Origin of the sequence: Micrococcus sp. M4NT (assembly GCF_033790745.1) — a bacterium.
Lineage (GTDB): Bacteria > Actinomycetota > Actinomycetes > Actinomycetales > Micrococcaceae > Micrococcus.
The window spans coordinates 142369-162636 of record NZ_JAMYEH010000006.1 but is presented as its reverse complement, the minus strand read 5'-3'; the positions used below and the strand labels follow the sequence as shown (position 1 = coordinate 162636).

General features: G+C 75.1%; 17 protein-coding genes. 10 read left to right on the top strand and 7 right to left on the bottom strand.

Features of this window, described 5'->3' with window-relative positions:
* Positions 1 to 25 precede the first annotated feature (25 nt).
* Complete coding sequence (locus NJC10_RS05860) at positions 26 to 1750, top strand: thiamine pyrophosphate-binding protein (protein ID WP_319075207.1); 1725 nt, start codon at positions 26 to 28, stop codon at positions 1748 to 1750.
* Positions 1751 to 1801: 51 nt separating this feature from the next.
* A complete protein-coding gene (locus NJC10_RS05855; protein WP_319075183.1) occupies positions 1802 to 3532 on the top strand; it encodes an FAD-binding dehydrogenase in 1731 nt (576 codons plus the stop codon).
* Here NJC10_RS05855 and NJC10_RS05850 read toward each other — a convergent pair whose 3' ends face one another.
* Both NJC10_RS05850 and NJC10_RS05845 read right to left on the bottom strand, forming a co-directional pair.
* Positions 3533 to 4081: a pyridoxamine 5'-phosphate oxidase family protein gene (locus NJC10_RS05850; protein ID WP_319075181.1), complete on the bottom strand. Its 549-nt coding sequence runs from the start codon at positions 4079 to 4081 to the stop codon at positions 3533 to 3535. It abuts the gene before it with no gap.
* 63 nt (positions 4082 to 4144) lie between these two features.
* On the bottom strand, positions 4145 to 5071 hold the full coding sequence (locus NJC10_RS05845) for an inositol monophosphatase family protein (RefSeq protein ID WP_319075179.1): 927 nt from the start codon (positions 5069 to 5071) through the stop codon (positions 4145 to 4147).
* Between the two features lie 56 nt (positions 5072 to 5127).
* Here NJC10_RS05845 and NJC10_RS05840 point away from each other — a divergent pair, with 56 nt between their 5' ends.
* From NJC10_RS05840 to NJC10_RS05825, 4 genes are all read left to right on the top strand, one after another.
* A complete protein-coding gene (locus tag NJC10_RS05840) occupies positions 5128 to 5526 on the top strand; it encodes a DUF6508 domain-containing protein (protein WP_319075178.1) in 399 nt (132 codons plus the stop codon).
* A gap of 99 nt (positions 5527 to 5625) precedes the next feature.
* Positions 5626 to 7725 carry an acyltransferase family protein gene (locus tag NJC10_RS05835; protein WP_319075176.1) on the top strand — a complete coding sequence of 700 codons (2100 nt, stop codon included), beginning with the start codon at positions 5626 to 5628 and terminating at the stop codon, positions 7723 to 7725.
* Positions 7726 to 7779: 54 nt separating this feature from the next.
* Positions 7780 to 9003 carry an App1 family protein gene (locus tag NJC10_RS05830; RefSeq protein ID WP_319075175.1) on the top strand — a complete coding sequence of 408 codons (1224 nt, stop codon included), beginning with the start codon at positions 7780 to 7782 and terminating at the stop codon, positions 9001 to 9003.
* The gene (locus NJC10_RS05825; protein WP_319075173.1) at positions 9000 to 9455 is read left to right on the top strand and encodes a thioesterase family protein; all 456 of its coding nucleotides are present in this window, start codon (positions 9000 to 9002) and stop codon (positions 9453 to 9455) included. The genes NJC10_RS05830 and NJC10_RS05825 overlap by 4 nt, the downstream gene beginning before the upstream one ends.
* A gap of 130 nt (positions 9456 to 9585) precedes the next feature.
* Here the strand turns inward: NJC10_RS05825 and NJC10_RS05820 are convergent, their stop codons facing one another.
* The 3 genes from NJC10_RS05820 to NJC10_RS05810 form a co-directional block, all read right to left on the bottom strand.
* The gene (locus tag NJC10_RS05820; RefSeq protein WP_248115378.1) at positions 9586 to 10644 is read right to left on the bottom strand and encodes a hypothetical protein; all 1059 of its coding nucleotides are present in this window, start codon (positions 10642 to 10644) and stop codon (positions 9586 to 9588) included.
* 194 nt (positions 10645 to 10838) lie between these two features.
* Positions 10839 to 12179, bottom strand: a complete 1341-nt coding sequence (gene gdhA, locus NJC10_RS05815) for an NADP-specific glutamate dehydrogenase (RefSeq protein ID WP_319075171.1) — start codon at positions 12177 to 12179, stop codon at positions 10839 to 10841.
* A gap of 182 nt (positions 12180 to 12361) precedes the next feature.
* Entirely contained in the window at positions 12362 to 13579 is a 1218-nt protein-coding gene (locus NJC10_RS05810; RefSeq protein WP_319075170.1) for a glycosyltransferase family 1 protein, read from the bottom strand.
* Between the two features lie 141 nt (positions 13580 to 13720).
* Between NJC10_RS05810 and NJC10_RS05805 the strand changes: the two genes are divergently transcribed.
* The gene (locus NJC10_RS05805; RefSeq protein WP_319075168.1) at positions 13721 to 15370 is read left to right on the top strand and encodes a DUF6350 family protein; all 1650 of its coding nucleotides are present in this window, start codon (positions 13721 to 13723) and stop codon (positions 15368 to 15370) included.
* A 16-nt stretch (positions 15371 to 15386) separates the two neighbouring features.
* On the opposite strand, the gene NJC10_RS05800 is transcribed toward NJC10_RS05805, so the two are convergent.
* The gene (locus tag NJC10_RS05800) at positions 15387 to 15866 is read right to left on the bottom strand and encodes a hypothetical protein (RefSeq protein WP_319075166.1); all 480 of its coding nucleotides are present in this window, start codon (positions 15864 to 15866) and stop codon (positions 15387 to 15389) included.
* Between the two features lie 38 nt (positions 15867 to 15904).
* Between NJC10_RS05800 and purN the strand changes: the two genes are divergently transcribed.
* The gene (gene purN, locus NJC10_RS05795) at positions 15905 to 16477 is read left to right on the top strand and encodes a phosphoribosylglycinamide formyltransferase (RefSeq protein ID WP_319075164.1); all 573 of its coding nucleotides are present in this window, start codon (positions 15905 to 15907) and stop codon (positions 16475 to 16477) included.
* Between the two features lie 19 nt (positions 16478 to 16496).
* Here purN and NJC10_RS05790 read toward each other — a convergent pair whose 3' ends face one another.
* Positions 16497 to 17885, bottom strand: a complete 1389-nt coding sequence (locus NJC10_RS05790) for an MFS transporter (protein WP_248115384.1) — start codon at positions 17883 to 17885, stop codon at positions 16497 to 16499.
* Between the two features lie 112 nt (positions 17886 to 17997).
* Here NJC10_RS05790 and purH point away from each other — a divergent pair, with 112 nt between their 5' ends.
* Both purH and NJC10_RS05780 read left to right on the top strand, forming a co-directional pair.
* Complete coding sequence (purH, locus tag NJC10_RS05785) at positions 17998 to 19698, top strand: bifunctional phosphoribosylaminoimidazolecarboxamide formyltransferase/IMP cyclohydrolase (RefSeq protein WP_319075161.1); 1701 nt, start codon at positions 17998 to 18000, stop codon at positions 19696 to 19698.
* A gap of 38 nt (positions 19699 to 19736) precedes the next feature.
* Positions 19737 to 20243 (top strand): hypothetical protein, encoded by a 507-nt coding sequence (locus NJC10_RS05780; RefSeq protein ID WP_319075159.1) that lies wholly within the window; start codon positions 19737 to 19739, stop codon positions 20241 to 20243.
* Positions 20244 to 20268: the final 25 nt, after the last annotated feature.

Genomic DNA, 20268 nt, shown 5'->3' with positions numbered 1-20268 from the left:
CTCCGCCCCGCACGAGGCCGCGGACATGGCGGCCGCTGCCGAGCACGCCGGCGGCGACACGCCGGTGCGCAACGGCGGCGACCTGGCCGTGGAGACCCTGCACGCGCTCGGCGCCAGGACCGTGTTCGGCATCCCGGGCCAGCACGCGCTCGGGCTGTTCGACGCGCTCTCCCGCTCGCCGCTGGAGTTCGTCTCGAACCGCGTGGAGAACAACGCGGCCTTCGCGGCGGACGGGTACGCCCGGGCCACCGGCGAGGTCGGCGTGCTGTTCCTCTCCACGGGCCCGGGCGCGCTGACGTCCCTGGCCGGTCTCCAGGAGGCCTACGCCACGGGCGTGCCCATGCTCGTCATCGCCTCCCAGATCCCGCTCTCGGGACTCGGGGCGCGCCGCAAGGGGATGCTGCACCAGTTGGACGACCAGAAGGCCTCCGCGAAGAACGTCACCAAGGCCCAGTTCACGGTGCACCACGCCTCCGGCATCCCCTCGGCCATCCAGGACGCGTGGGCGGACGCCGTCACCGTGCCCCAGGGCCCCGTGTGGGTGGAGATCCCGCAGGACGTGCTGCTCGGGGAGGTCATGGTGCCGCCCGTGCAGGACGCGCTCGCGGTGCCCTATGACCACCCGCCGCGCGCCGAGCTCGTGGACGAGTCCGTGCGCTGGCTGAAGGAGGCCTCCCGCGTGGCGATCGTGGCCGGCGGCGGCGTGCGCCGCTCCGGCCGCGCCGCCATGGAGTCCCTCAAGGACGTCGCGGAGCTGCTGCAGGCCCCCGTGGTCTGCTCTCCCGGCGGCAACACGGCCTTCCCGTGGGAGCACCCGCTCTCCCTGGGCGGATGGGTCGAGGACCGCGTCGTCACGGACCTGCTCGAGGACGCCGAGGTGCTCCTCGTGGTCGGCTCCGCGCTCGGCGAGGTCACGTCCAACTACTTCACGCTCGAGCCCCGCGGCCGCCTCATCCAGGTGGACGCGGAGCCGCGCGTGCTGGAGACGAACCACCCCACGCTCGGCGTCCGCGCCGACGCCGGCCAGATGCTCGCCATGCTCGCCGACGCCCTCCGCGAGGCCGGCGTCACCCGCGCCCAGCGGGAGGCGGGCTGGCACGGCCCGGCCGCGGCCGACGTCGTGGCCGAGACCAACGCCCGGGTCATCGCCCGCCTCGACGCGCAGGACCTCGGCCGGGAGCGCCGCCTCATGGCGGACATCCGCGCCGCGGTCCCGGCGGGCATGCAGACCTACTGGGACATGACCATCGCCGCGTACTGGGGCTGGAACTGCTGGGACGCGCAGGACGGCGAGTTCCACTCGGCGCAGGGCGCCGGCGGCCTCGGCTACGGCTTCCCCGCGGCGTTCGGCGGCGCGCTGGGCCTGGCCCACCTCGGCCGGACCGGCATCGAGGGGCGCGTGCTCGCCGTGGCCGGCGACGGCTCGGCCATGTACTCCATCGCCGAGCTCGCGGCGGCGAAGCAGCACGATGCGGCGGTCACGTGGCTGATCGTCGACGACGGCGGCTACGGCATCCTCCGCGAGTACATGGAGGGTGCGTTCGGCAAGGCCACCGCCACCGAGCTCGACCGGCCGGACTTCCAGCGGCTCGCGGAGTCGTTCGGGGTCCCGGCCGAGACGGTGACGGTCGAGGATGTGCGGGGCGCGCTCGAGAGAGCGTTCCAGGCCGAGGGGCCGAACGTCGTCGTGGTGCAGACGCGCCTGGCGATGTGGGCGCCGAGCCACCTGGGGGAGGCCCCGGAGGTCTGATCCGCCCCCGCCTGAGCGACGAGCCCGGCGGGACCTCAGTACAGTGGCGCCATGACCACTGTGAGCCCTGTCACTGCCCGCTCCGAGCACCGCGCCGACGTCGTCGTCCTGGGGCACGGCCTCGCCGGGCTCGTGGCCGCCGCCGAGCTGCTCGGGGCGGGCCGGCGCGTGGTGCTCGTGGATCAGGAGCGCGCCGTCGACCTCGGCGGGCAGGCGTGGTGGAGCTTCGGCGGCCTCTTCCTCGTGGACTCGCCCGAGCAGCGGCGCCTCCGCGTGAAGGACTCCGTCGACCTGGCCTGGTCCGACTGGCAGGCCACCGCGGGCTTCACCGACCACCCCGACGACGCCATGCCCCGCGCGTGGGCCGAGGCCTACGTGCACTTCGCCCACGGGGAGAAGCGCGCCTGGCTGCGCGAGCGCGGCCACCGGCTCTTCCCCGTGGTCGGCTGGGCGGAGCGGAAGGTCCCCGCGCCCGGCGTGGGCGGCAACTCCGTGCCCCGCTTCCACATCACGTGGGGGACCGGCCCGGGCATCGTGGAGCCGTTCTCCCGCATCGTCGAGCGCGCCGCCTTCGACGGCCGCCTCACCTACCTGCCCCGCCACCGCGTCACGCGCCTGATCACGGAGTCCGGTGCCGTCACGGGCGTGGAGGGCCACGTCCTCGCCGACGACGACGGCGCCCGCGGCACGGCCTCGAGCCGCACCGTGACGGGGGAGTTCCGGGTGGGCGGGGCCGCCGTCGTGGTGGCCAGCGGCGGGGTGGGCGCCGACCACGACGCCGTGCGCGCCGCGTGGCCCGACCGGCTGGGGACTCCGCCCGCCGAGATGCTCTGCGGCGTCCCCGCCTCCGTGGACGGCTCCGGCATGCGGGCGGCCCGGGAGGCGGGCGCCGCTCTCGTGCACCCGGACCGCATGTGGCACTACACGGAGGGCGTGGCCAACCACGACCCGATCTGGCCTGGTCACGGCATCCGGATCCTGCCCGGGCCGTCGTCGCTGTGGCTCGACGCGACGGGCCGGCGCCTGCCGCATCCGCGTTGGCCCGGATTCGACACCCTCGGCACGCTGCAGGACATCCGCTCGCCCGGCTCGACGGCGGCGGGCGGCCGGGCCACGGAGCAGCGGCCCCCGGCGGACCACACGTGGTTCGTGCTCAACCGGCGGATCATCGGCAAGGAGTTCGCGCTCTCCGGGTCCGAGCAGAACCCCGACCTGACCGGTCGCTCGATCCGCCAGGTGCTGGGCCGCGTCACGCAGGACGTGCCCGGCCCCGTGCAGGCGTTCCTGGATCGCGGCGAGGACTTCGTGCAGGCCGACTCCGTGGGGGAGCTGGTCGCGCGGATGAACGCGCTCGTCCCGGACGGCCCCGCGGTGGACGAGGCGGCGGTGCGGGCCGCCGTCGCCGAGCACGAGGCCGGGGCCGAGCGCCCCGGCGCGGACCGCCAGGTGGACGCCGTGCGCGACGCACGCCGCTACCTCGGCGACCGGCTCATCCGCACGGCCGCCCCGCATCGGCTCACCGATCCGAAGGCGGGGCCGCTCATCGCGGTGCGCCTGCGCACGCTGACCCGCAAGACCCTCGGCGGGCTGCACACGGACCTGCAGGGGCGGGTGCTGGACGCCGGCGCCGCCGTGATCCCGGGTCTCTACGCGGCGGGCGAGGCGGCCGGCTTCGGCGGGGGCGGCATGCACGGGCACCGCGCGCTCGAGGGAACGTTCCTCGGCGGGTGCCTCTTCAGCGGCCGCACGGCCGGACGGGCCGCCGCGGCCGAGACGGCCTGATCAGTCCGTGCGGTGCGCGTCGATGCTGGCCGCGCCGTCGTCGTCGGTGCGCTCGGGGTGCTTCCCGAACGTGAAGTGGCGGCCGCTCAGGCGGGTGACGTCCACGCGGACGTAGTAGTCCTTCAGTGTGGGCACCCACGGCGTGATGCCGAGCGCCTCGGCCTCGGTCACCTCCGCCTCCGTCTCGAGGCGGCGCGCGGTGCCGCGGGCGAGCACGGACCACGCCTGGTCGGCCAGGATGCCGTCCGCCTGCACCACCACGTTGGGGTTGACGGCGAGCTCCGCCAGCTTCGAGCCGGGGGCCGTGCGGAAGTACACGCCGCCGTCGTGGACGCGCACGTTCACGGGCACGATGTCCGGCTCGCCGTTCACGGCCAGGCCGAGGCGCGCGTGGCGGGTGTGCCCGAGGAGCCTCCACGACTGCTCGTCGGTCAGGGTGAGCACGGGCTCGCCGTCGGCGTGCGGGAACATCAGCCCGTCGCCGGGGCGCGCCGCGGGGTCGAGGCGCTGCATCGGGGGAGCGGTGGGGTCCTGGTGTCGATCGGTCATCACGGCCTCCTCGGGGGGTGAGAGGACGGCGCCACGGGATGCGACGCCGGTCACGTCTCCACTCTAGGCCCGGCCGTCGGCGCGGACGGCCAGCAGCTCGCCCAGCACCGCCTCCGCGGTCGGCGCCGCCCGGTGCGGGGCGAGCGCCAGCGCGAACGCCGCTTCGTGCGCGCGCGGCGAGTCCGGGGTGAGGCCGGCGGCGCCGGGGCCCGCCGGCGTCAGGTACGCGCCTCCGGCCCGGCGCAGGATGAGCTGCCCCGCCGCGACATCCCACGGCTTCGTGTCCACGAGCAGCGCGGCGTCCGCCCAGCCGGCGGCCACGTGGCAGAGCTCGAGCGCTCCGGACACCGTTCGGCGCACCGTGGCGTACGTCGCCACGAGCCGCCCGAAGCGGCGCAGCGCGCCCTCGCCCTCCGCGTCCAGCGCCTCGCCCGCCGGATAGGAGGTCACGACGTTCAGCGCACGCTCACCGCCGGCGGGGGCCGGGCGCCCGACCTCGGCCAGCGGCGCGTCCCCGAGGTACGCCCCGGCCTCGTCGGCGGAGAACGCGAGCCCGTTGACCGGGTCCAGCACGACGCCGGCCACCACCTCGCCGTGCACGGCGGCCGCGATGGACACGGAGAACATGGCGAAGCCGTGCGCGAAGTTGGAGGTGCCGTCGATCGGATCCACGATCCACTCGAGCGGGGGAGCGCCCTCGGCGTCCGCGCCGCCCCCGTGGCGCCCGAGCTCCTCGCCGAGCACCCGTGAGCCCGGCACCGCGGCGGTCAGTGCGGCGACGATCCGCTCCTCGGTCCTCCGGTCGTGCACGGTGACCAGGTCGTGGTGGTTCGACTTGGTCTCGGCGGACGCCGGGGCGCCGCGGGTGGGGCCGGCACGGAACGCCGCGGCCAGCGCGGGCGCCACCGCCCGGGCCGCCGAGAGCGCGACGGCGCGCAGGGCGCCGGGGGATGGGACGACGTCGTGGGGGGAGGCGGCGGGGGCGACCATGGCTCCCAGCGTAGGCGCGGGGGACAATGGGGGGACCCGACGCAGAGGAGACGCCCATGAGCAAGGACCGCACGCTGACCGGCCCCCAGGAGCCCACCCCGGAGCGCGTGGCCGCGGTGCGCACCCTGCGCGCGGTGCTGGCCGGGGGCGAGGGGACGCCGGAGGGCGTGCCCTCGGGGGATGCGCCGTCCCTGTCCGCCGACGACGACCGCGTGATGAGCGGGCTGATCGCCGCGCAGGAGCTCTCCGGCGTGGACCTCGACTACCTGCGGCACGTGGACGCCGTGAGCGACCGCGGGATCGCCGCGGCCTCCCTGGCAGACCTCGGCACGCTGTTCACGTACGTGCTGCGGGGTGAGCGGTTCTCCGAGGGTCACATCCGGGCGGCGATCGCCACGGGCAAGGTCGCCCGCATGCTGGACCGCCTCGCGGAGTGGGTGCCCGAGACCCGCTGAGACCCGCGGTCGCCGCGGTGCACTACCCTCGGCGGTGGACGCCGCGGGGCCGCACGCACCGGGCGGCGCCTCGGCCCCTGCTCGCGGAAGGACGCCCCCGTGCCCCGCCCCGTCGCCTCGAACTCCGCCTACTTCCCCGGCCTGGACGGCCTGCGCGCGCTCGCGGTCCTGCTCGTGGTGGCCTACCACCTGGGCGTGCCGCACGCCTCCGGCGGCCTGCTCGGCGTGGGCGTGTTCTTCACCCTCTCCGGCTTCCTCATCACCGCGCTGCTGCTGCGCCGGCACGAGCGGCACGGCGACCTCGACCTCAAGGACTTCTGGATCCGCCGCTTCCGGCGTCTGCTGCCGGCCGTCGTCCTGGTGCTGATCGCCGTGCTGGCCGCCACCGCGCTCGTGGAGCCGGGGGAGTGGGACGAACGCGTCGGCGAGTCCCTCGCCGCACTGTTCTACGTGGCCAACTGGCACACGATCCTCACGGGCGGCAGCTACTTCGAGCAGATGGACGGCCCCGGGCCGCTGGACCACCTGTGGTCCCTCGCCGTGGAGGAGCAGTTCTACCTCGTCTGGCCCCTCCTTCTGCTCGGGCTGCTGGCGCTCACCCGCGGCCTGGGTGGACGGCGGCGCACCGTGGTGCTGTTCGTCGTCGTCCTGCTGGGCGCGGCGTCCATGGTGCTGCTGGCTCTCCTCGCGGATCCGCTGGGGGACACGACGCGGGCCTACGAGGGCACCGACACGCGGGCCGGCGGCCTGCTGTGGGGCGCGGCCCTCGCGCTCCTGTGGCGGCCCGCGAGCGTGGGGCGGGTGCGCGGCGCGGCCGTCTGGGCCCTCGACCTCGTGGGCGTCCTGGGCCTCGCCGGGATCCTGGCCCTGGTGGCCACCACGGACCAGGACTCGCCCTCCCTCTACACGTGGGGCATCGCCGCGCTGACCGTGGCCACGTGCGCCGCCGTCCTTCCCCTCGTGCACCCCGCGTCCCGGCTCGGCCGCGTCCTCGGCGTCGCGCCGCTGCGCTGGATCGGCGCGCGCAGCTACGGGATCTACCTGTGGCACATGCCCGTGGTCGCCTTCCTGCCGGACCGCGCACTCTACGGCCAGCCCGTGCTGCGCGGGGCCCTCATCCTGGGGCTCACCCTGCTCATCGCGGCCCTGTCCTGGCGGTTCGTGGAGGACCCCATCCGCCACCACGGCCTCCGCGCCGTCCTGACGGGCCGCGCGCCCGCGCGGCGGTCCGGGGCGGAGGGGGCGACGACGTCGGGCGCCTCCGCGCGCTCGCGGGGGTCCCGCGGGGTGCGGTCCGGCCTGGCCGCGGCGGCCGTGGCTGTGCTCGCCGCGGCGGGCCTGGCCGGGCTGACGGCCCTGCCGCAGACCTCCACCAGGGAGATCGTGGCGCAGGCCGGGCACGCGGACCCGGCAGTGCAGGACGCCGACCCGGCTCAGGGCGCCTCCACGCCGCCCGGGGAGGGCCCCGGCTCACCCGTGACGGCCCCGGCCTCCGCGGCGAGCCCGTCGGCCGCCGCCTCGTCGGCCCCCGCGCCCGCCACGACCTCCTGCACCGAGGTGGTGCACATCGGCGACTCCAGCTCCCTGGCCTCCGGCAACACCGACGCGACCGTGATCAAGGACCCCGCCCTGCGCATCACGGCCCAGTACGAGGACGTGGGCGTGGAGGAGGTCGTGGAGGACATCCGGCCCGGGCGCGGGATCGTCGAGCGCTTCGAGAAGGACCCGGGCCAGACCAACGCCGTGCAGGCCATCACGGCCCATCTGTCCGACCTCGACCCGGACGGCTGCTTCGTGGTCAACGTCGGCATGAACGACGCTGCCCTGTTCACCAAGGTGGACATGTGGGACCAGCGGGAGCCGCGGATCGACATGGTGATGAAGGCCGCCCAGGGCCGACGCGTCCTGTGGGTGGACGTGATGCTGATGCCGTGGGCCGCCCTCCCGAACTACACCATGGAGGGTGCGGCCCGTTTCAACGAGGGGCTCGTCGCCGCCACCGAGCGCCACCCCAACCTGTGGGTCTACGACTGGGCGCACGACGCGGCGGACCGCCCCGAGTGGTTCGGTGAGAAGGACTCCCTCCACAACACCGTGGCCGGGGCGGTCGCGAAGGCCGCGAACATGGCCGAGGCCCTCACGCTGGCCTTCCCCGCCGGCCGGGAGCCCTCCACGGAGCGGGTCATCGTCGTCGGGTGAGAGCCGCACCCCCCGGCGCACCCCCGACCGGGCCCATGCGACATACTGGGGCCCATGCCCGCCGACGCCGCCCGCACCGATCCCGCCCGCCCGCCGCGCCAGGCGGGGGTTCCGACCCCCGCCGAGAACATGGCCACCCACCTCCAGGAGAGCTGGAACCGGTGGCACCGTGGCCGCGCCCTGCGCGCCGGCCACGTGCCCACGGTCATGGCGTTCACGGGCTACGGCTCCACCTCGTGGGTGCGGGTCCTCTCCCGCGTGGTGATCGCCAACGACGCCGACTTCCTCAACGGCCGGCGTCTGTCCAAGGTCGTGGCCGACGGCGTGCGAGGCTGGCGCAACTTCGTGGCCCCGCCCATGGCGTACGCCGAGGTCACGGTCACCGTGGGGGAGCGGACCACCACGGTGCGCGCCGACCGCATGGGTGTGGTGGACGCCGTCATCGACGTCCAGCTGGAGCCCGGCTGGCAGACCGCCACGCTGGACGTCGGCGACGAGGAGTCCGTGACCATGGACCTCTACATCGCGGACCCGGCGGCGCGCGTCGGCCTCGTCTCGGACATCGACGACACCGTGGTGGTCACGTCCCTCCCTCGCCCGATGCTGGCCGCGTGGAACTCGTTCGTGATCGACGAGCACGCCCGCACGCCCACTCCGGGCATGGCGGTGCTGCTGCGGCGCATCGCCGAGCTGGAGCCGCACGCGCCCGTGATCTACCTGTCCACGGGCGCATGGAACGTGGCGCAGACCCTCTCCCGCTTCCTGGGCCGCAACCTGTACCCGCTGGGCGCGCTGCTGCTCACCACGTGGGGTCCCACGAAGGACCGCTGGTTCCGCTCCGGCCAGGAGCACAAGGTCACCCAGCTCCAGCGCCTGGCCGAGGAGTTCCCGGACATGCAGTGGATCCTCGTGGGCGACGACGGCCAGCACGACCCCGAGATCTACGCCGACTTCGCGCATCGCCACCCGGACAAGGTCAAGGCGATCGTGATCCGTCAGCTGACCCCCTCGGAGGCCCTGCTCGCGGGCGGCCGCGCGGAGGGCACCCGTCAGTCCACCCCCGGCATCCCGTGGTGCTACGGGCCGGACGGGGCCGCCCTGTCCGAGCAGCTCGAGAAGCTGGGCATCCTGCCCGTGGAGTTCGTGGACGTGCACCCGGAGGGCTGGCGGGAGGACATCCTGGGCGACGACGCGACGGTGCTGGGAGTGCGGGAGACGTCGGACGAGGCGGCGGAGGACGACGCGCTGGCGCGGCGTTCCGTGGCGGAGGGCTCGTGACCGGCTCCGCGGAGCTGCGCTCCGTGGAGGTGCGCATCCCGCTGCGCTGGGCGGACATGGACGCCTACGGCCACATCAACAACATCGCCGTGGTGCAGCTGCTCGAGGAGGCGCGCGTGGCCGCGTTCGGCGTCCCCTCGGGGACAGGCGCGGGCGGCGGGGCGCCGGCGCCGATCGATCTGCTCGAGGGCGTGGGCGAGGGCGTGCGCACGTTCATCGCCGAGCACACCGTGAAGTACCGCGCGCAGATGCCGTACCGGCCCGTGCCGCTGCGCGTTGTCGTGAGCGTGGACGCGGTGAAGGCGGCATCCGTGCACGTGGGCTACCGGCTGCACGACGGCGTGGACGACGCCCTGTGCGCCACCGCCACGTCCGTCATGGTGTTCGTCGACGGCGCCACCGGCCGCCCGGTGCGGGTGACCCCGGAGCAGCGGGCGGCACTGGCCGGCTGAGGTGGGCCGCTGACCGGTCGTCAGCCGCCCAGCGACATCACCGCCGTGCAGCACGGCTGCGATGTCGCAGAGCGGAGGTCGACCGCTCGGGCTCGCAGAGTCGAGACAGGGCCCGCGGGATGGCCGCGGATCAGACCGAGCGGGGGACGCCCGCGGCGGTGAGGATCCGCGCCAGCCGGTCCGGCCGCAGGAGATCGCCCCACGTCCAGTGCGCGCCCGCCCGGGTGACCAGCTGCAGGGCCACCTCCCGTTCCTTCTCCCGGCGGATGCTGGCGCGGCGGGCCGTGTCGTCACCGTCGAAGAACGACAGGTCGTACTTGCCCAGCCCGTCGAACTCCCCGTACACCCGCACCTGCTCCCACCAGAAGTCCGTGCGGGCCACCTCGCGTCCGTTCGCATCCCGGTGGCGATGCTGCAGCGCCGTGGGCGGGACGAAGCCGAGCTCGTGGAGGATGGCCCGGCTGTAGGACTCCCCGGCGGATTCCGCCCGCGCGTCCGCGAAGTGCCAGGCCCGCTCGAATCGGCGGAGGGCGGCCGCGGATTCGAGTCGGCTCTCCGCCTGCCTCGCCCAGCGTGCGGCCTCCTCGGGCCGGGCTCGGACGAGCGCGTCCAGCGGGGCCACGGCGTCGCGGAACGGGGTGGCCGCCCCCAGCACCAGCAGCACCGTGGGCAGCGGATCCGCCAGGACGGTTCCCAGGCTCTGCCCGTCCGACAGGACGGCCCCGACCGGCTGAGGCGCGGCGGGGGCCGCCTCTGGCAGCCCCCATCGGGGTCGGCGGCGCGGCGGGACGGGAAGCCGGCGATCGTGGGCCACCACGGAGGGGGCGAAGGGACGGCGGATCAGCGGCCCGGCGCCGTGATGCCCGGGCGAGGGGGCGCGCAGCTCGAGCGCGGGCGGCTCGACGGCCGGCCCCAGACCGTGCAACCGGGCCGCGGTCAGGCCCGTGAACACCGTCGCGGGGCGGGCGATCGAGAGGGCGACGGCGGACACGACCGCCCTGTCCCACGGACGCAGCGCGGCCCAGTCGCCGGCGCTGATGTAGACGCGCGGGCAGAGCCGCACGAGGACCCCGCGGGTCCAGGCGCGTTCGAGACGGCGCCGCGCCGCCCCGTCGTGGGGGTCCGCCGCGCTGAGCAGGGGCCCGCGTCCCGGGAGCAGCGCACGCGCGTGGTCGGAGAGCTGGGTCATGCGGCCCAGTGTCGTGGGCCCGTCCGGGGCGCGAGGGGTCGACCGCGCCGGACGGTGGAGGGCACCCGCCGTCGGGGGTCCTGTGCAGGAGTCGGGTGCCCTCGAACGACCGCCGCCCTGCGACATCACCGCGCGTCAGAACGGCGGTGATGTCGCAGGGCGGCGGAGGATCACGGAAGGGGCAGGGCCGGGCCTCAGACCAAGCCCTGGGCGATCATGGCGTCGGCCACCTTGATGAAGCCCGCGATGTTCGCGCCGGCCACGTAGTTGCCCGGCGTGCCGTACTCCTCGGCGGTCTCCACGCAGCGGTCGTGGATGTCCCGCATGATCTGCTCGAGGCGGTCGTGGGTGTACTCGAAGCCCCACGAGTCACGCACCGCGTTCTGCTGCATCTCCAGGGCGGACGTGGCCACACCGCCGGCGTTGGCCGCCTTGCCGGGGCCGAACAGCGTGCCGGCGGCCACGAACAGGTGGGCGGCGGACTCGGTGCAGGGCATGTTCGCGCCCTCGGCCACGGCCTTCACGCCCTGCTTCAGAAGCGTCTTCGCGGCGTTCTCGTCGAGCTCGTTCTGCGTGGCGCAGGGCAGCGCGACCGTGCCCTCGACGTCCCACACGGAGCCGCCGGCCACGTAGCGGACGCGGCCGCCCTTGCGCTCGGCGTACTCGGAAATGCGGGCGCGCTCGACCTCCTTGAGCTGCTTGAGCAGGTCGACGTCGATCCCGTCAGGGTCCACGATGTAGCCGGCGGAGTCCGAGGCCGTGAGCACGGTGGCACCGAGGGCGGCCGCCTTCTCCGCGGCGTAGATCGCCACGTTGCCGGAGCCGGAGATGAGGACCTGCTGGCCGTCCATCGACTCGCCGCGGGTGCGGAGCATGGAGTCGGCGAACATGACGGCGCCGTAGCCGGTGGCCTCGGTGCGCACGAGCGAGCCGCCCCAGGTGAGGCCCTTGCCCGTGAGCACGCCGGCCTCGAAGCGGTTGGTGAGGCGCTTGTACTGGCCGAACATGTAGCCGATCTCGCGCCCGCCCACGCCGATGTCTCCCGCGGGGACGTCCGTGTGCTCGCCGATGTGGCGGTGCAGCTCGGTCATGAACGACTGGCAGAAGCGCATGATCTCGCCGTCGGAGCGGCCGGCCGGGTCGAAGTCGGAGCCGCCCTTGCCGCCGCCGATCGGCATGCCGGTGAGGGAGTTCTTGAAGATCTGCTCGAAGCCCAGGAACTTGATGATGCCCAGGTACACCGAGGGGTGGAAGCGCAGCCCGCCCTTGTACGGGCCGAGGGCCGAGTTGAACTCCACACGGAAGCCGCGGTTGACCTGCACGGTGCCCTGGTCGTCGACCCACGGCACGCGGAAGATGATCTGGCGCTCCGGCTCGCAGAGGCGGTGCAGGACGCCCGCCTCCACGTACTGGGGGTGGCGCTCCACCACGGGATCCAGTGCCTCGAACACCTCGGACACGGCCTGGTGGAACTCGGCCTCACCGGGGTTGCGGGCGAAGACCTCCTCGCGGAGCGAGTGCAGAACCTGATGCATGGTGTCCTCCTTGTGGACGTCTCGTCGGGGGCGGTGCGGGCCCGCCTCGCCGACGGCGTCCGCGGCGGAGGAGGGAGGCCGCGGTGCCTGCCGTCATCCTGGCACGTGACCTGGTTCATGACGGAATTGAGACGCGGACCGTCGGATGGTCCGCATGCTGAGACGGTCGAGCCCCGCTCGCCTCAGCCGAAGACGCGGTGGGCCAGCAGGGCCGGCGAGGTGAGGAGACGCCGCGCCAGCTCGCCGCGGCGGCGGTGCTGCACGTGGATGGCCTTCTCGTAGTAGCCCACGAGCTGCTCGCACAGCACGGGCCACGTGCGGCCCTGCACGGACTCCCATGCGGCGTGCGCGAAGGCGGCGCGCTTGACGTCGTCGTACACGAGGTCGGCGACGCGGTCCCGCATCTCGTCGAGGTCGCCGGGCTGGTAGATCCAGCCGGTGCGGGAGGAGTCCACAATGTCCAGCGGGCCGCCGCGGCCCACGGCCACGACGGGCACGCCCGAGGCCATGGCCTCCTGGAGGGTCTGACCGAAGGTGTCCGACTCGCCGGGGTGCACGAACAGGTCCAGGCTGGCCACGTGCCGGGCGAGGTCCTCGCCTCCCTGGAAGCCGGCGAAGTGGGCGCCGGGCAGCTGGCGCTCGAGCGTCTCACGCAGGGGGCCCGAACCGATGACGACGAGGCGCGTGCCGGGCAGGTCCGCGAGCGCGCGGAGGTCCTCCACCTGCTTCTCGTGCGCCAGACGCCCCACGAAGCCGATGAGGCGCTCGCCGTGGGGGGCCAGCTCGGCGCGCAGCGCCTCGTCCCGCTTGGCGGGGTGGAAGCGGCGGGAGTCCACGCCGCGGCCCCACAGGTGCACGCGGCGCACGCCCACGCGGTGCAGCTGGTGCACGGTGAACGACGACGGCGCGAGCGTGAGGGTGGCCGTGTTGTGCAGGCGGGACACGTGGTTCCAGAGCACGTCCTCGAGCCACGGGAGCCCGTACTTGGTGGCGTAGCGCGGCACTTCGGTCTGGTAGACGGCCACGGAGGGGATGCCGAGCTCCTCGGCGGCCTGCACGCCGCGCCAGCCGAGCACGAACGGGGAGGCGATGTGCACCACGTCCGGGCCGAAGTCCGCCAGGATGCCGCGCAGGCGGGCCACGGTGCCGGCGGCCACGCGCACGGACGCGTAGCCGGACATGGGCATGGAGGGGAGGGCGTGCACGGGGAAGCCCTCGACCTCGCGGGGGGCGTGGCCGGCGCCCGCGCGTTGGGTCCAGCCCGCGGTCCACGAGGCGGCGGGGGCGATCACGATGGCCTCGTCGCCGCGCCCCCGCAGGTGACGCAGCACCTGGAGGATGGAGTTGGTGACCCCGTTCATGTGGGGCAGGAAGGACTCAGCGATCACGGCTACACGCACAGGGCCAGCGTAGGGGCCGCGGGCCACCGCACGGGCATGTCCCGGCGACCCGCCGGTGGCCCGAGGGTGAACGTTCGGTGACCCCGCCGTGCCCGCGCCCGGCCGGCCGCGGGTGGCACCATAGAGGGGGTGAGCCGCCGAATGCCCCCTCTCCTGCGCCCCCTGCCCCTGCCGCTCTGGCTCCAGGGGGTGGTGGAGGCGCTCGTGACGGCGCTGATCAGCCTGCTCATCGTGCTGATCCCCACCCTGCTGGTGTGGGTGACCGGCGGGTTCCACCGTCCCCGCATCGACGACGTGCTGCAGGTGGGCGGAACCCTGTGGCTCGTGCAGCACGCCGTGCCCGTCACGGTCACCACCACCCTGCCCTCGGCCGCGGAGCAGAGCCTCGTCGGGACGGCGTGGCTCGTGCCATGGGGGCTCACCCTCGTCCCGCTCGCGCTCAGCTGGCGCGCCGGGCGGCGGCTCGCCCGGGCCTCGTACCGCGATCAGGCGTGGCAGGCCTTCGCGGGCGCGGTGGCCGCCTACGCGCTCGTCGGCCTGACAGTGGCCCTGCTGCCGGGCACGGGGGAGCTCACGGTCTCCCCGTGGGCCGGCACCCTGCTGCCCGCCCTGCTCTTCACGGGCGCGGCGCTCGCGGGCGCCCGCCGGGAGGCCGGCACGTGGGCCCACCTGATCGGCGTGGACCTCACCGAGCGGATCGCCCGCCGGTCCCAGTACGAGCGCTGGGCCGGCACGTACGCGTGGTCGGTGGTCCGCGCCGCCGTCGTGGCGCTCGTGAGCCTCGCCGGCCTGTGCGCGCTCCTGGTCGCGGGGCGCCTCGTGGGCGAGTGGACCGCCGTCGTGCACCTCTACCAGGAGGTCGGCGCCGGGACGCTCGGCGGGACCATGCTCACGCTCCTGCACGTGGGCTACCTGCCCACCTTCACGGCGTGGGCCGCGGCGTGGACGGCGGGCCCCGGGTTCTCCGTGGGCTCGGACAGCCTGTACTCGGCCTTCGGGGCGACGGCGTCCGCCGCCCCCGCGCTGCCCGTCTTCGCCGCGCTGCCCGCGCCGGGGCAGCCATGGCATCCCGTGTTCGTGCTGGTCCCCGTGCTCGCCGGGGCCGTCGCCGGCTGGTGGCTGCTGCGCGAGGGGGAGAACCACCTCGACGACTGGCTCGACGCCCGCTTCCCGAACCGCGCCGCGTCCCTCGCGCTCTCCACGCTCGCGCTCTCGGTGCTCCTGGGCCTCGTGGCCGCGCTGCTCGCGCTGCTCCCGCTCGCCCTCACCAACGGGACGCTCGGGGTGGGCACGCTGACGCAGATCGGGTCGAACGTGGGGGCCGTCGCGGCCGCTCTGGCCGGGTGGCTCGCGCTGGGCTGCGCCGTCGGCTATCTGGCGGCCCTCGCCCTGCAGGACCGCCCGTGGGAGGGCGCGCGGGCCCGCGCCGGGACCGCGGCGCGGCGCGGGGCCGCCGGCGGTGCGTCGGCCGTCCGGGACCGGGCGCTCGCCACGGGTGCGCGCGTGCGCTCTGCGGGGGAGGGGCTGCTGGTGCGGGGACGACGCGCGGGCCAGGACGGGTGGGCCGCCGCGCGCGCACGCATGCCGCGCCGCGGGTCTCGGGCCGTGACACCCCAGGACGCGCCGACGCCGTCGGGCTCCGGCTCGAGCGCCGCGCCGTCTGCGGGCGAGGCACCCGCCTCCGGTCAGGCACCCGCCGCCGGTGAGGCTCCCGCCCGTCCTGCGGCACCGGCCGATGCTGGACGTCGGACCCCACGGTCCCGATCGCGGCCGCGCCGCGCCCTGGACTGAGCGCGACGCCGGGGCGTCAGCCCGCCTGCGGCAGCCCGGTGAGCTCCTCCACCTGACGCGTGAACTCCGCGGCGCACTCCTGCTGGGCCCGCACGGTGAGGGCGGAGGCGGTGCACTGCTCGAGCTGGACGGTCTGGTTCCACGCGAGCAGGGGCAGGGCGCCGATCGTGAGGCCGAGGAGGCCCAGGGCGATCCCGGCGGCGGCCGCCGCACGTCCGGCGCCCGTCGCCCCGGCGCCGGACCCGCGGGAGCCCGCGCTGCCCGCGCCGCTGCGCCCGGCGCGGCGGGAGACGGTCCAGGTGCGCACGCCGAGCACCACTGCGGTCAGGGCGAGCGCGAGCGTCAGCAGCTTCCACGGCAGCGGGAGGGAGAACGCCCCGATCATCCCCAGCAGGGCCGCGGACTGCCACAGCAGCAGCCGTCCGACGCGGGCGCGGCCGGGATCCGGGGCGCCGTCGGGGGTGCGGGAGGTGGGGGGAGGCAGGGGCTCGGACACCCCCTCACCCTACGAGACGCCCGCCCTACGATGGGGGCATGCGCATCGTTGCCCTCGTCTCCGGTTCCGGCACCAACCTCCAGGCCATCCTGGACGCCGTCGCGTCCGGGGCGCTGGACGTGGAGGTCGCCGCCGTCGGCTCGGACGTTCCCGCCGCCCAGGGCCTGGCGCGCGCCCGAGCACACGGAATCCCCGTGTTCGCGGTGCCGCCGGCGGAGCACGCCTCCCGCGCGGAGTGGGACGCCGCGCTCGCGGATGCCGTGGCCGCCCACGAGCCGGACTGGGTGGTCTGCTCCGGGTTCATGCGGATCCTCGGCGCGCCCCTGCTCGAGCGCTTCCCCGGGCACATCCTCAACACCCACCCGGCCCTGCTGCCCGCGTTCCCCGGAGCCCACGGCGTGCGGGACGCCCTCGCACACGGCGTGAAGGTCGCCGGCTGCACCGTGCACGTGGTGGACGCCGGCGTGGACACCGGGCCGATCCTGGCGCAGGCCGCCGTCCCGGTGCTGGACACGGACACGGAGGAGACCCTCCACGAGCGCATCAAGGTGCAGGAGCGCGCGCTGCTGCTGCGCACCCTCGGCGAGCTGTCCGGGGCGCCGCGCCCCTGACGCCGCGCCCCGGCGGCCCTCAGTGCGCGTCCACCTCCAGGGCGCGGCCGCGGGTCTCGGGGGCGAAGGCGAACATCACGACGGCGGCGAGCACCACGAGGCCGCCCGTCACGGCGAAGGCGCCGGGCAGCCCCAGCGCGGGGACGAGCGTCCCCACGAAGAACAGGGGGCCCAGGCCCGCGCCCACGCGGGACGCGGCGGAGGCCCACCCGAACCCGGAGGCCCGCAGCGAGGTGGGGTAGAGCTCGGTCACGTAGGTGTAGAGCACGGGGATGGCCACCTGCACGATGAAGCCGAAGACGAGCACGAGCGGGAGGGCGGCGGCGGGCACGCCGATCACGGCGGCCAGCGCCACGAGCACGCCGCTCGCGAGGATCGAGCTGACGGCGAGCAGCCAGCGGCGGCCCGTGCTCTCCACCAGGAGCGCGGAGACCACCACGCCGAGCAGGCCGACGGCGGCCATGCCCGAGGTCATCACGAACGCCCGGTCCTCGGCGTAGCCGGCCTCGATGAGGAACTGCGGCAGCCACTGCAGGGCGATGTAGTAGGTGAGCATGATGGTCACGAACAGGGCCCAGGCCGCGGCCGTGATGCGCGGAGAGAAGCGCCACACGGCGGCCAGCTGGGAGCCGATCGCCCCGAGGCCGCCCGCCTGGCGCTCCTGGGCGGCGGGCATCACGTACGGGCGGGGCTCGGCGCCGGTCGCGGCGACCATCCGGTCGATCACGCGGCGCGCCTCGGCCTCGCGGCGGTGGCTCATCAGGAACAGCGGCGACTCGGGGATGCCCAGGCGCACGACGAACACGAGCAGGGCGGGCAGCACCATGACGAGCAGGGGCAGGCGCCAGTCGCCCCACGTGCTCACCAGCCATGCGGAGACCACGCCGCACAGGGCCGCGCCCACCGGCCACCAGCCGTCCATGGCGGTGAGCACGCGGCCCCGCAGCCGCTTCGGAGTGAACTCGCTGACCAGCGCGTAGTCCACGGGGATGGTGCCGCCCAGGCCGATGCCGGCCAGGAAGCGGAACGCCGCGAACCACACGAGCGAGTCCGCCAGGGCGCCGGCCACCGTGAAGACGGCGAACACGAGGAGGGTCCAGGAGAACGCGGCCTTGCGGCCGATCCGGTCGGCCACGGTGCCCCACAGGAACGCGCCCAGGCCCATGCCGATGAGGTTGGCGGTGCCGATCCAGGCCGCCTCGGGCCGCGTGAGGCCCCACTCGGCGGAGAGCAGCGGGATCATCACGCCGTTCAGGGCCACGTCCCACGCGTCGAACATGAAGCCGAGGCCGCCGATGAGGAAGATCCGGCCCTGGACGGACCAGCGCCAGGGCAGCTCCTGGACGACGGACTCGCCGGTGGGCGGGGCGGGGGAGTCCAGGGGGGAGGTGCGGGTGGCTGAGGACACGGTGACGGGCTCCCTTGTGACGGCCGGGCGGGGCGGGTGTGGGGCCATTATGCGCGGTCCTAGACTGGGAGGCGGCCCCGCACCGCTTCCCCGCACCGAAGGAGAGTCCCCCGTGACCTCAGCCCAGTCCGCCCCCACCGTCCTGGACACGGTCCCGCTCAAGCGCGCGCTGATCTCCGTCTATGACAAGACCGGGCTGGAGGAGCTGGCCGCGGGCCTGCACGCCGCGGGCGTGCAGATCGTCTCCACGGGCTCGACGGCGCAGCGCATCGCCGGCGCCGGCGTCCCGGTCACGGAGGTCGCCGACGTCACCGGGTTCCAGGAGTGCCTGGACGGCCGCGTGAAGACCCTGCACCCGCGTGTGCACGCCGGCATCCTCGCGGACCGCCGCCGGGAGGACCACGTGGCGCAGCTGCGCGACCTCGAGGTGGAGCCCTTCGACCTCGTGGTGGTGAACCTCTACCCCTTCGTGGACACCGTGAAGTCGGGCGCCGGGGAGGACGCCGTCGTCGAGCAGATCGACATCGGCGGCCCCTCCATGGTCCGCGCCGCGGCGAAGAACCACGCCTCCGTGGCGATCGTCGTCGACCCGGCGCGCTACGGGGACGTCGTGGCCGCGGCCCAGTCCGGCGGCTTCGACCTGCGCACCCGCAGGCGCCTGGCGTCGCTGGCCTTCGCGCACACCGCCGCCTACGACAACGCGGTGGCCGCCTGGACCGCGTCCCATTTCGGCGACGAGGACGCGGACGAGACCCCCGTGTTCCCGCCCTACGCCGGCTTCGCCCTCGAGCGCGCCGCGGGCCTGCGCTACGGCGAGAACCCGCACCAGCCGGCCGCGCTCTACGTGGACCACGCGGCCACCCCGGGCATCGCGCAGGCGGAGCTGCTGCACGGCAAGGCCATGAGCTACAACAACTACGTGGACGCGGACGCCGCCGTGCGCGCCGCCTTCGACCACGCGGCCCCCGCCGTGGCGATCGTCAAGCACGCCAACCCGTGCGGCGTGGCCGTGGCGGGCGAGGGCGAGGACGTGGCCGTGGCGCATGCCAAGGCGCACGCGTGCGACCCCGTCTCCGCGTTCGGCGGCGTGATCGCGGCCAACCGCCCCGTCACCGCCGCCATGGCGCAGCAGGTCAAGGACGTGTTCACGGAGGTCGTGGTGGCGCCGTCCTTCGACGTCGAGGCCGTGGAGATCCTCTCCGCGAAGAAGAACCTGCGCCTGCTGAGCCTGCCGGCGGGCTTCGCCCACGACTCCGTGGAGGCCAAGCAGGTCTCCGGCGGCATGCTGCTGCAGGTCGCGGACGCCGTGGACGCCGAGGGCGACGACCCGGCGACCTGGACCCGCGCCGCCGGTCCCGCCGCCGACGAGGCCACGCTGGCCGACCTCGCCTTCGCGTGGCGCGCGGTGCGCGCCGCCAAGTCGAACGCCGTGCTGCTGGCCTCCGACGGTGCCACCGTGGGCGTCGGCATGGGCCAGGTCAACCGCCTCGACTCGTGCCGCCTGGCCGTGGAGCGCGCCAACACGCTCGGCGCGGCGCAGACCGGCGGCCAGGACGTGGTCAAGGAGATCACGACGGCGGGCGGCGCGGAGAACGTCTCCGGCACCGGCGCCCCTGAGCGGGCCCGCGGCGCCGTGGCGGCCTCGGACGCGTTCTTCCCCTTCGCGGACGGTCTGCAGATCCTGATCGACGCCGGCGTCAAGGCCGTCGTCCAGCCCGGCGGCTCCGTGCGGGACGAGGAGGTCGTGGCCGCGGCCGAGACGGCCGGGATCACGATGTACCTCACCGGGGCGCGGCACTTCTTCCACGGCTGACCATGGCGTCCGCCCCCGGCGGTGTCTAGTCTGGGCGCATGATGGGGGACGGCATGATGACCGAGGTGCTGATCGGCAGCGGCTGGGCAGGGCTGCTCGCGTGCATGGTGGTGGGCGCCATCGCCCGACTCCCTCTGGCCGCGGCGGGGGAGCGGCGTGCCGTCGGGCGTCCATGGGCCGGCCACGCGGCGCTCGGCCTCGGCCTGGTCGCCGTCGCCCTGGCCGCCGCGCTCTCCGCCCTCGGCTCCTTCTTCGGGCTGATGGGCCTCGCCTTCGCCGCCTTCATGACCGTCGGAGCGTGGCAGTCCTTCGCGGCGGCGGAGCGCCGGCGCCGGGCAGCGCAGGAGCAGATCGATCACGCCGCGCGCCTCGGGGCGGCGTTCCAAGGCTCGAGGGCCGCGTCGGGCACGCACCCCGGCGGCGAGGCCGGCGTGGACGACGGCCTCGGCGCCCGCTCCCCGGCCGCGCCGCCGGCATCGGCGGACAGGAGGCCGGGCTGGTACTCGTCGGAGGGTCCGGACCGGCAGGGTCCCGAGCCCCGCTGACAGCGCGCAGCCGGGGCGTGCCCGC

Coding starts and splice junctions, on each gene's coding strand:
- NJC10_RS05860 (WP_319075207.1), top strand. CDS start 26: ATGGCGGCCGCTGCCGAGCACGCCGGCGGCGACACGCCGGTGCGCAAC.
- NJC10_RS05855 (WP_319075183.1), top strand. CDS start 1,802: ATGACCACTGTGAGCCCTGTCACTGCCCGCTCCGAGCACCGCGCCGAC.
- NJC10_RS05850 (WP_319075181.1), bottom strand. CDS start 4,081: ATGACCGATCGACACCAGGACCCCACCGCTCCCCCGATGCAGCGCCTC.
- NJC10_RS05845 (WP_319075179.1), bottom strand. CDS start 5,071: ATGGTCGCCCCCGCCGCCTCCCCCCACGACGTCGTCCCATCCCCCGGC.
- NJC10_RS05840 (WP_319075178.1), top strand. CDS start 5,128: ATGAGCAAGGACCGCACGCTGACCGGCCCCCAGGAGCCCACCCCGGAG.
- NJC10_RS05830 (WP_319075175.1), top strand. CDS start 7,780: ATGCCCGCCGACGCCGCCCGCACCGATCCCGCCCGCCCGCCGCGCCAG.
- NJC10_RS05820 (WP_248115378.1), bottom strand. CDS start 10,644: ATGACCCAGCTCTCCGACCACGCGCGTGCGCTGCTCCCGGGACGCGGG.
- gdhA (WP_319075171.1), bottom strand. CDS start 12,179: ATGCATCAGGTTCTGCACTCGCTCCGCGAGGAGGTCTTCGCCCGCAAC.
- NJC10_RS05805 (WP_319075168.1), top strand. CDS start 13,721: ATGCCCCCTCTCCTGCGCCCCCTGCCCCTGCCGCTCTGGCTCCAGGGG.
- purN (WP_319075164.1), top strand. CDS start 15,905: ATGCGCATCGTTGCCCTCGTCTCCGGTTCCGGCACCAACCTCCAGGCC.
- NJC10_RS05780 (WP_319075159.1), top strand. CDS start 19,737: ATGATGGGGGACGGCATGATGACCGAGGTGCTGATCGGCAGCGGCTGG.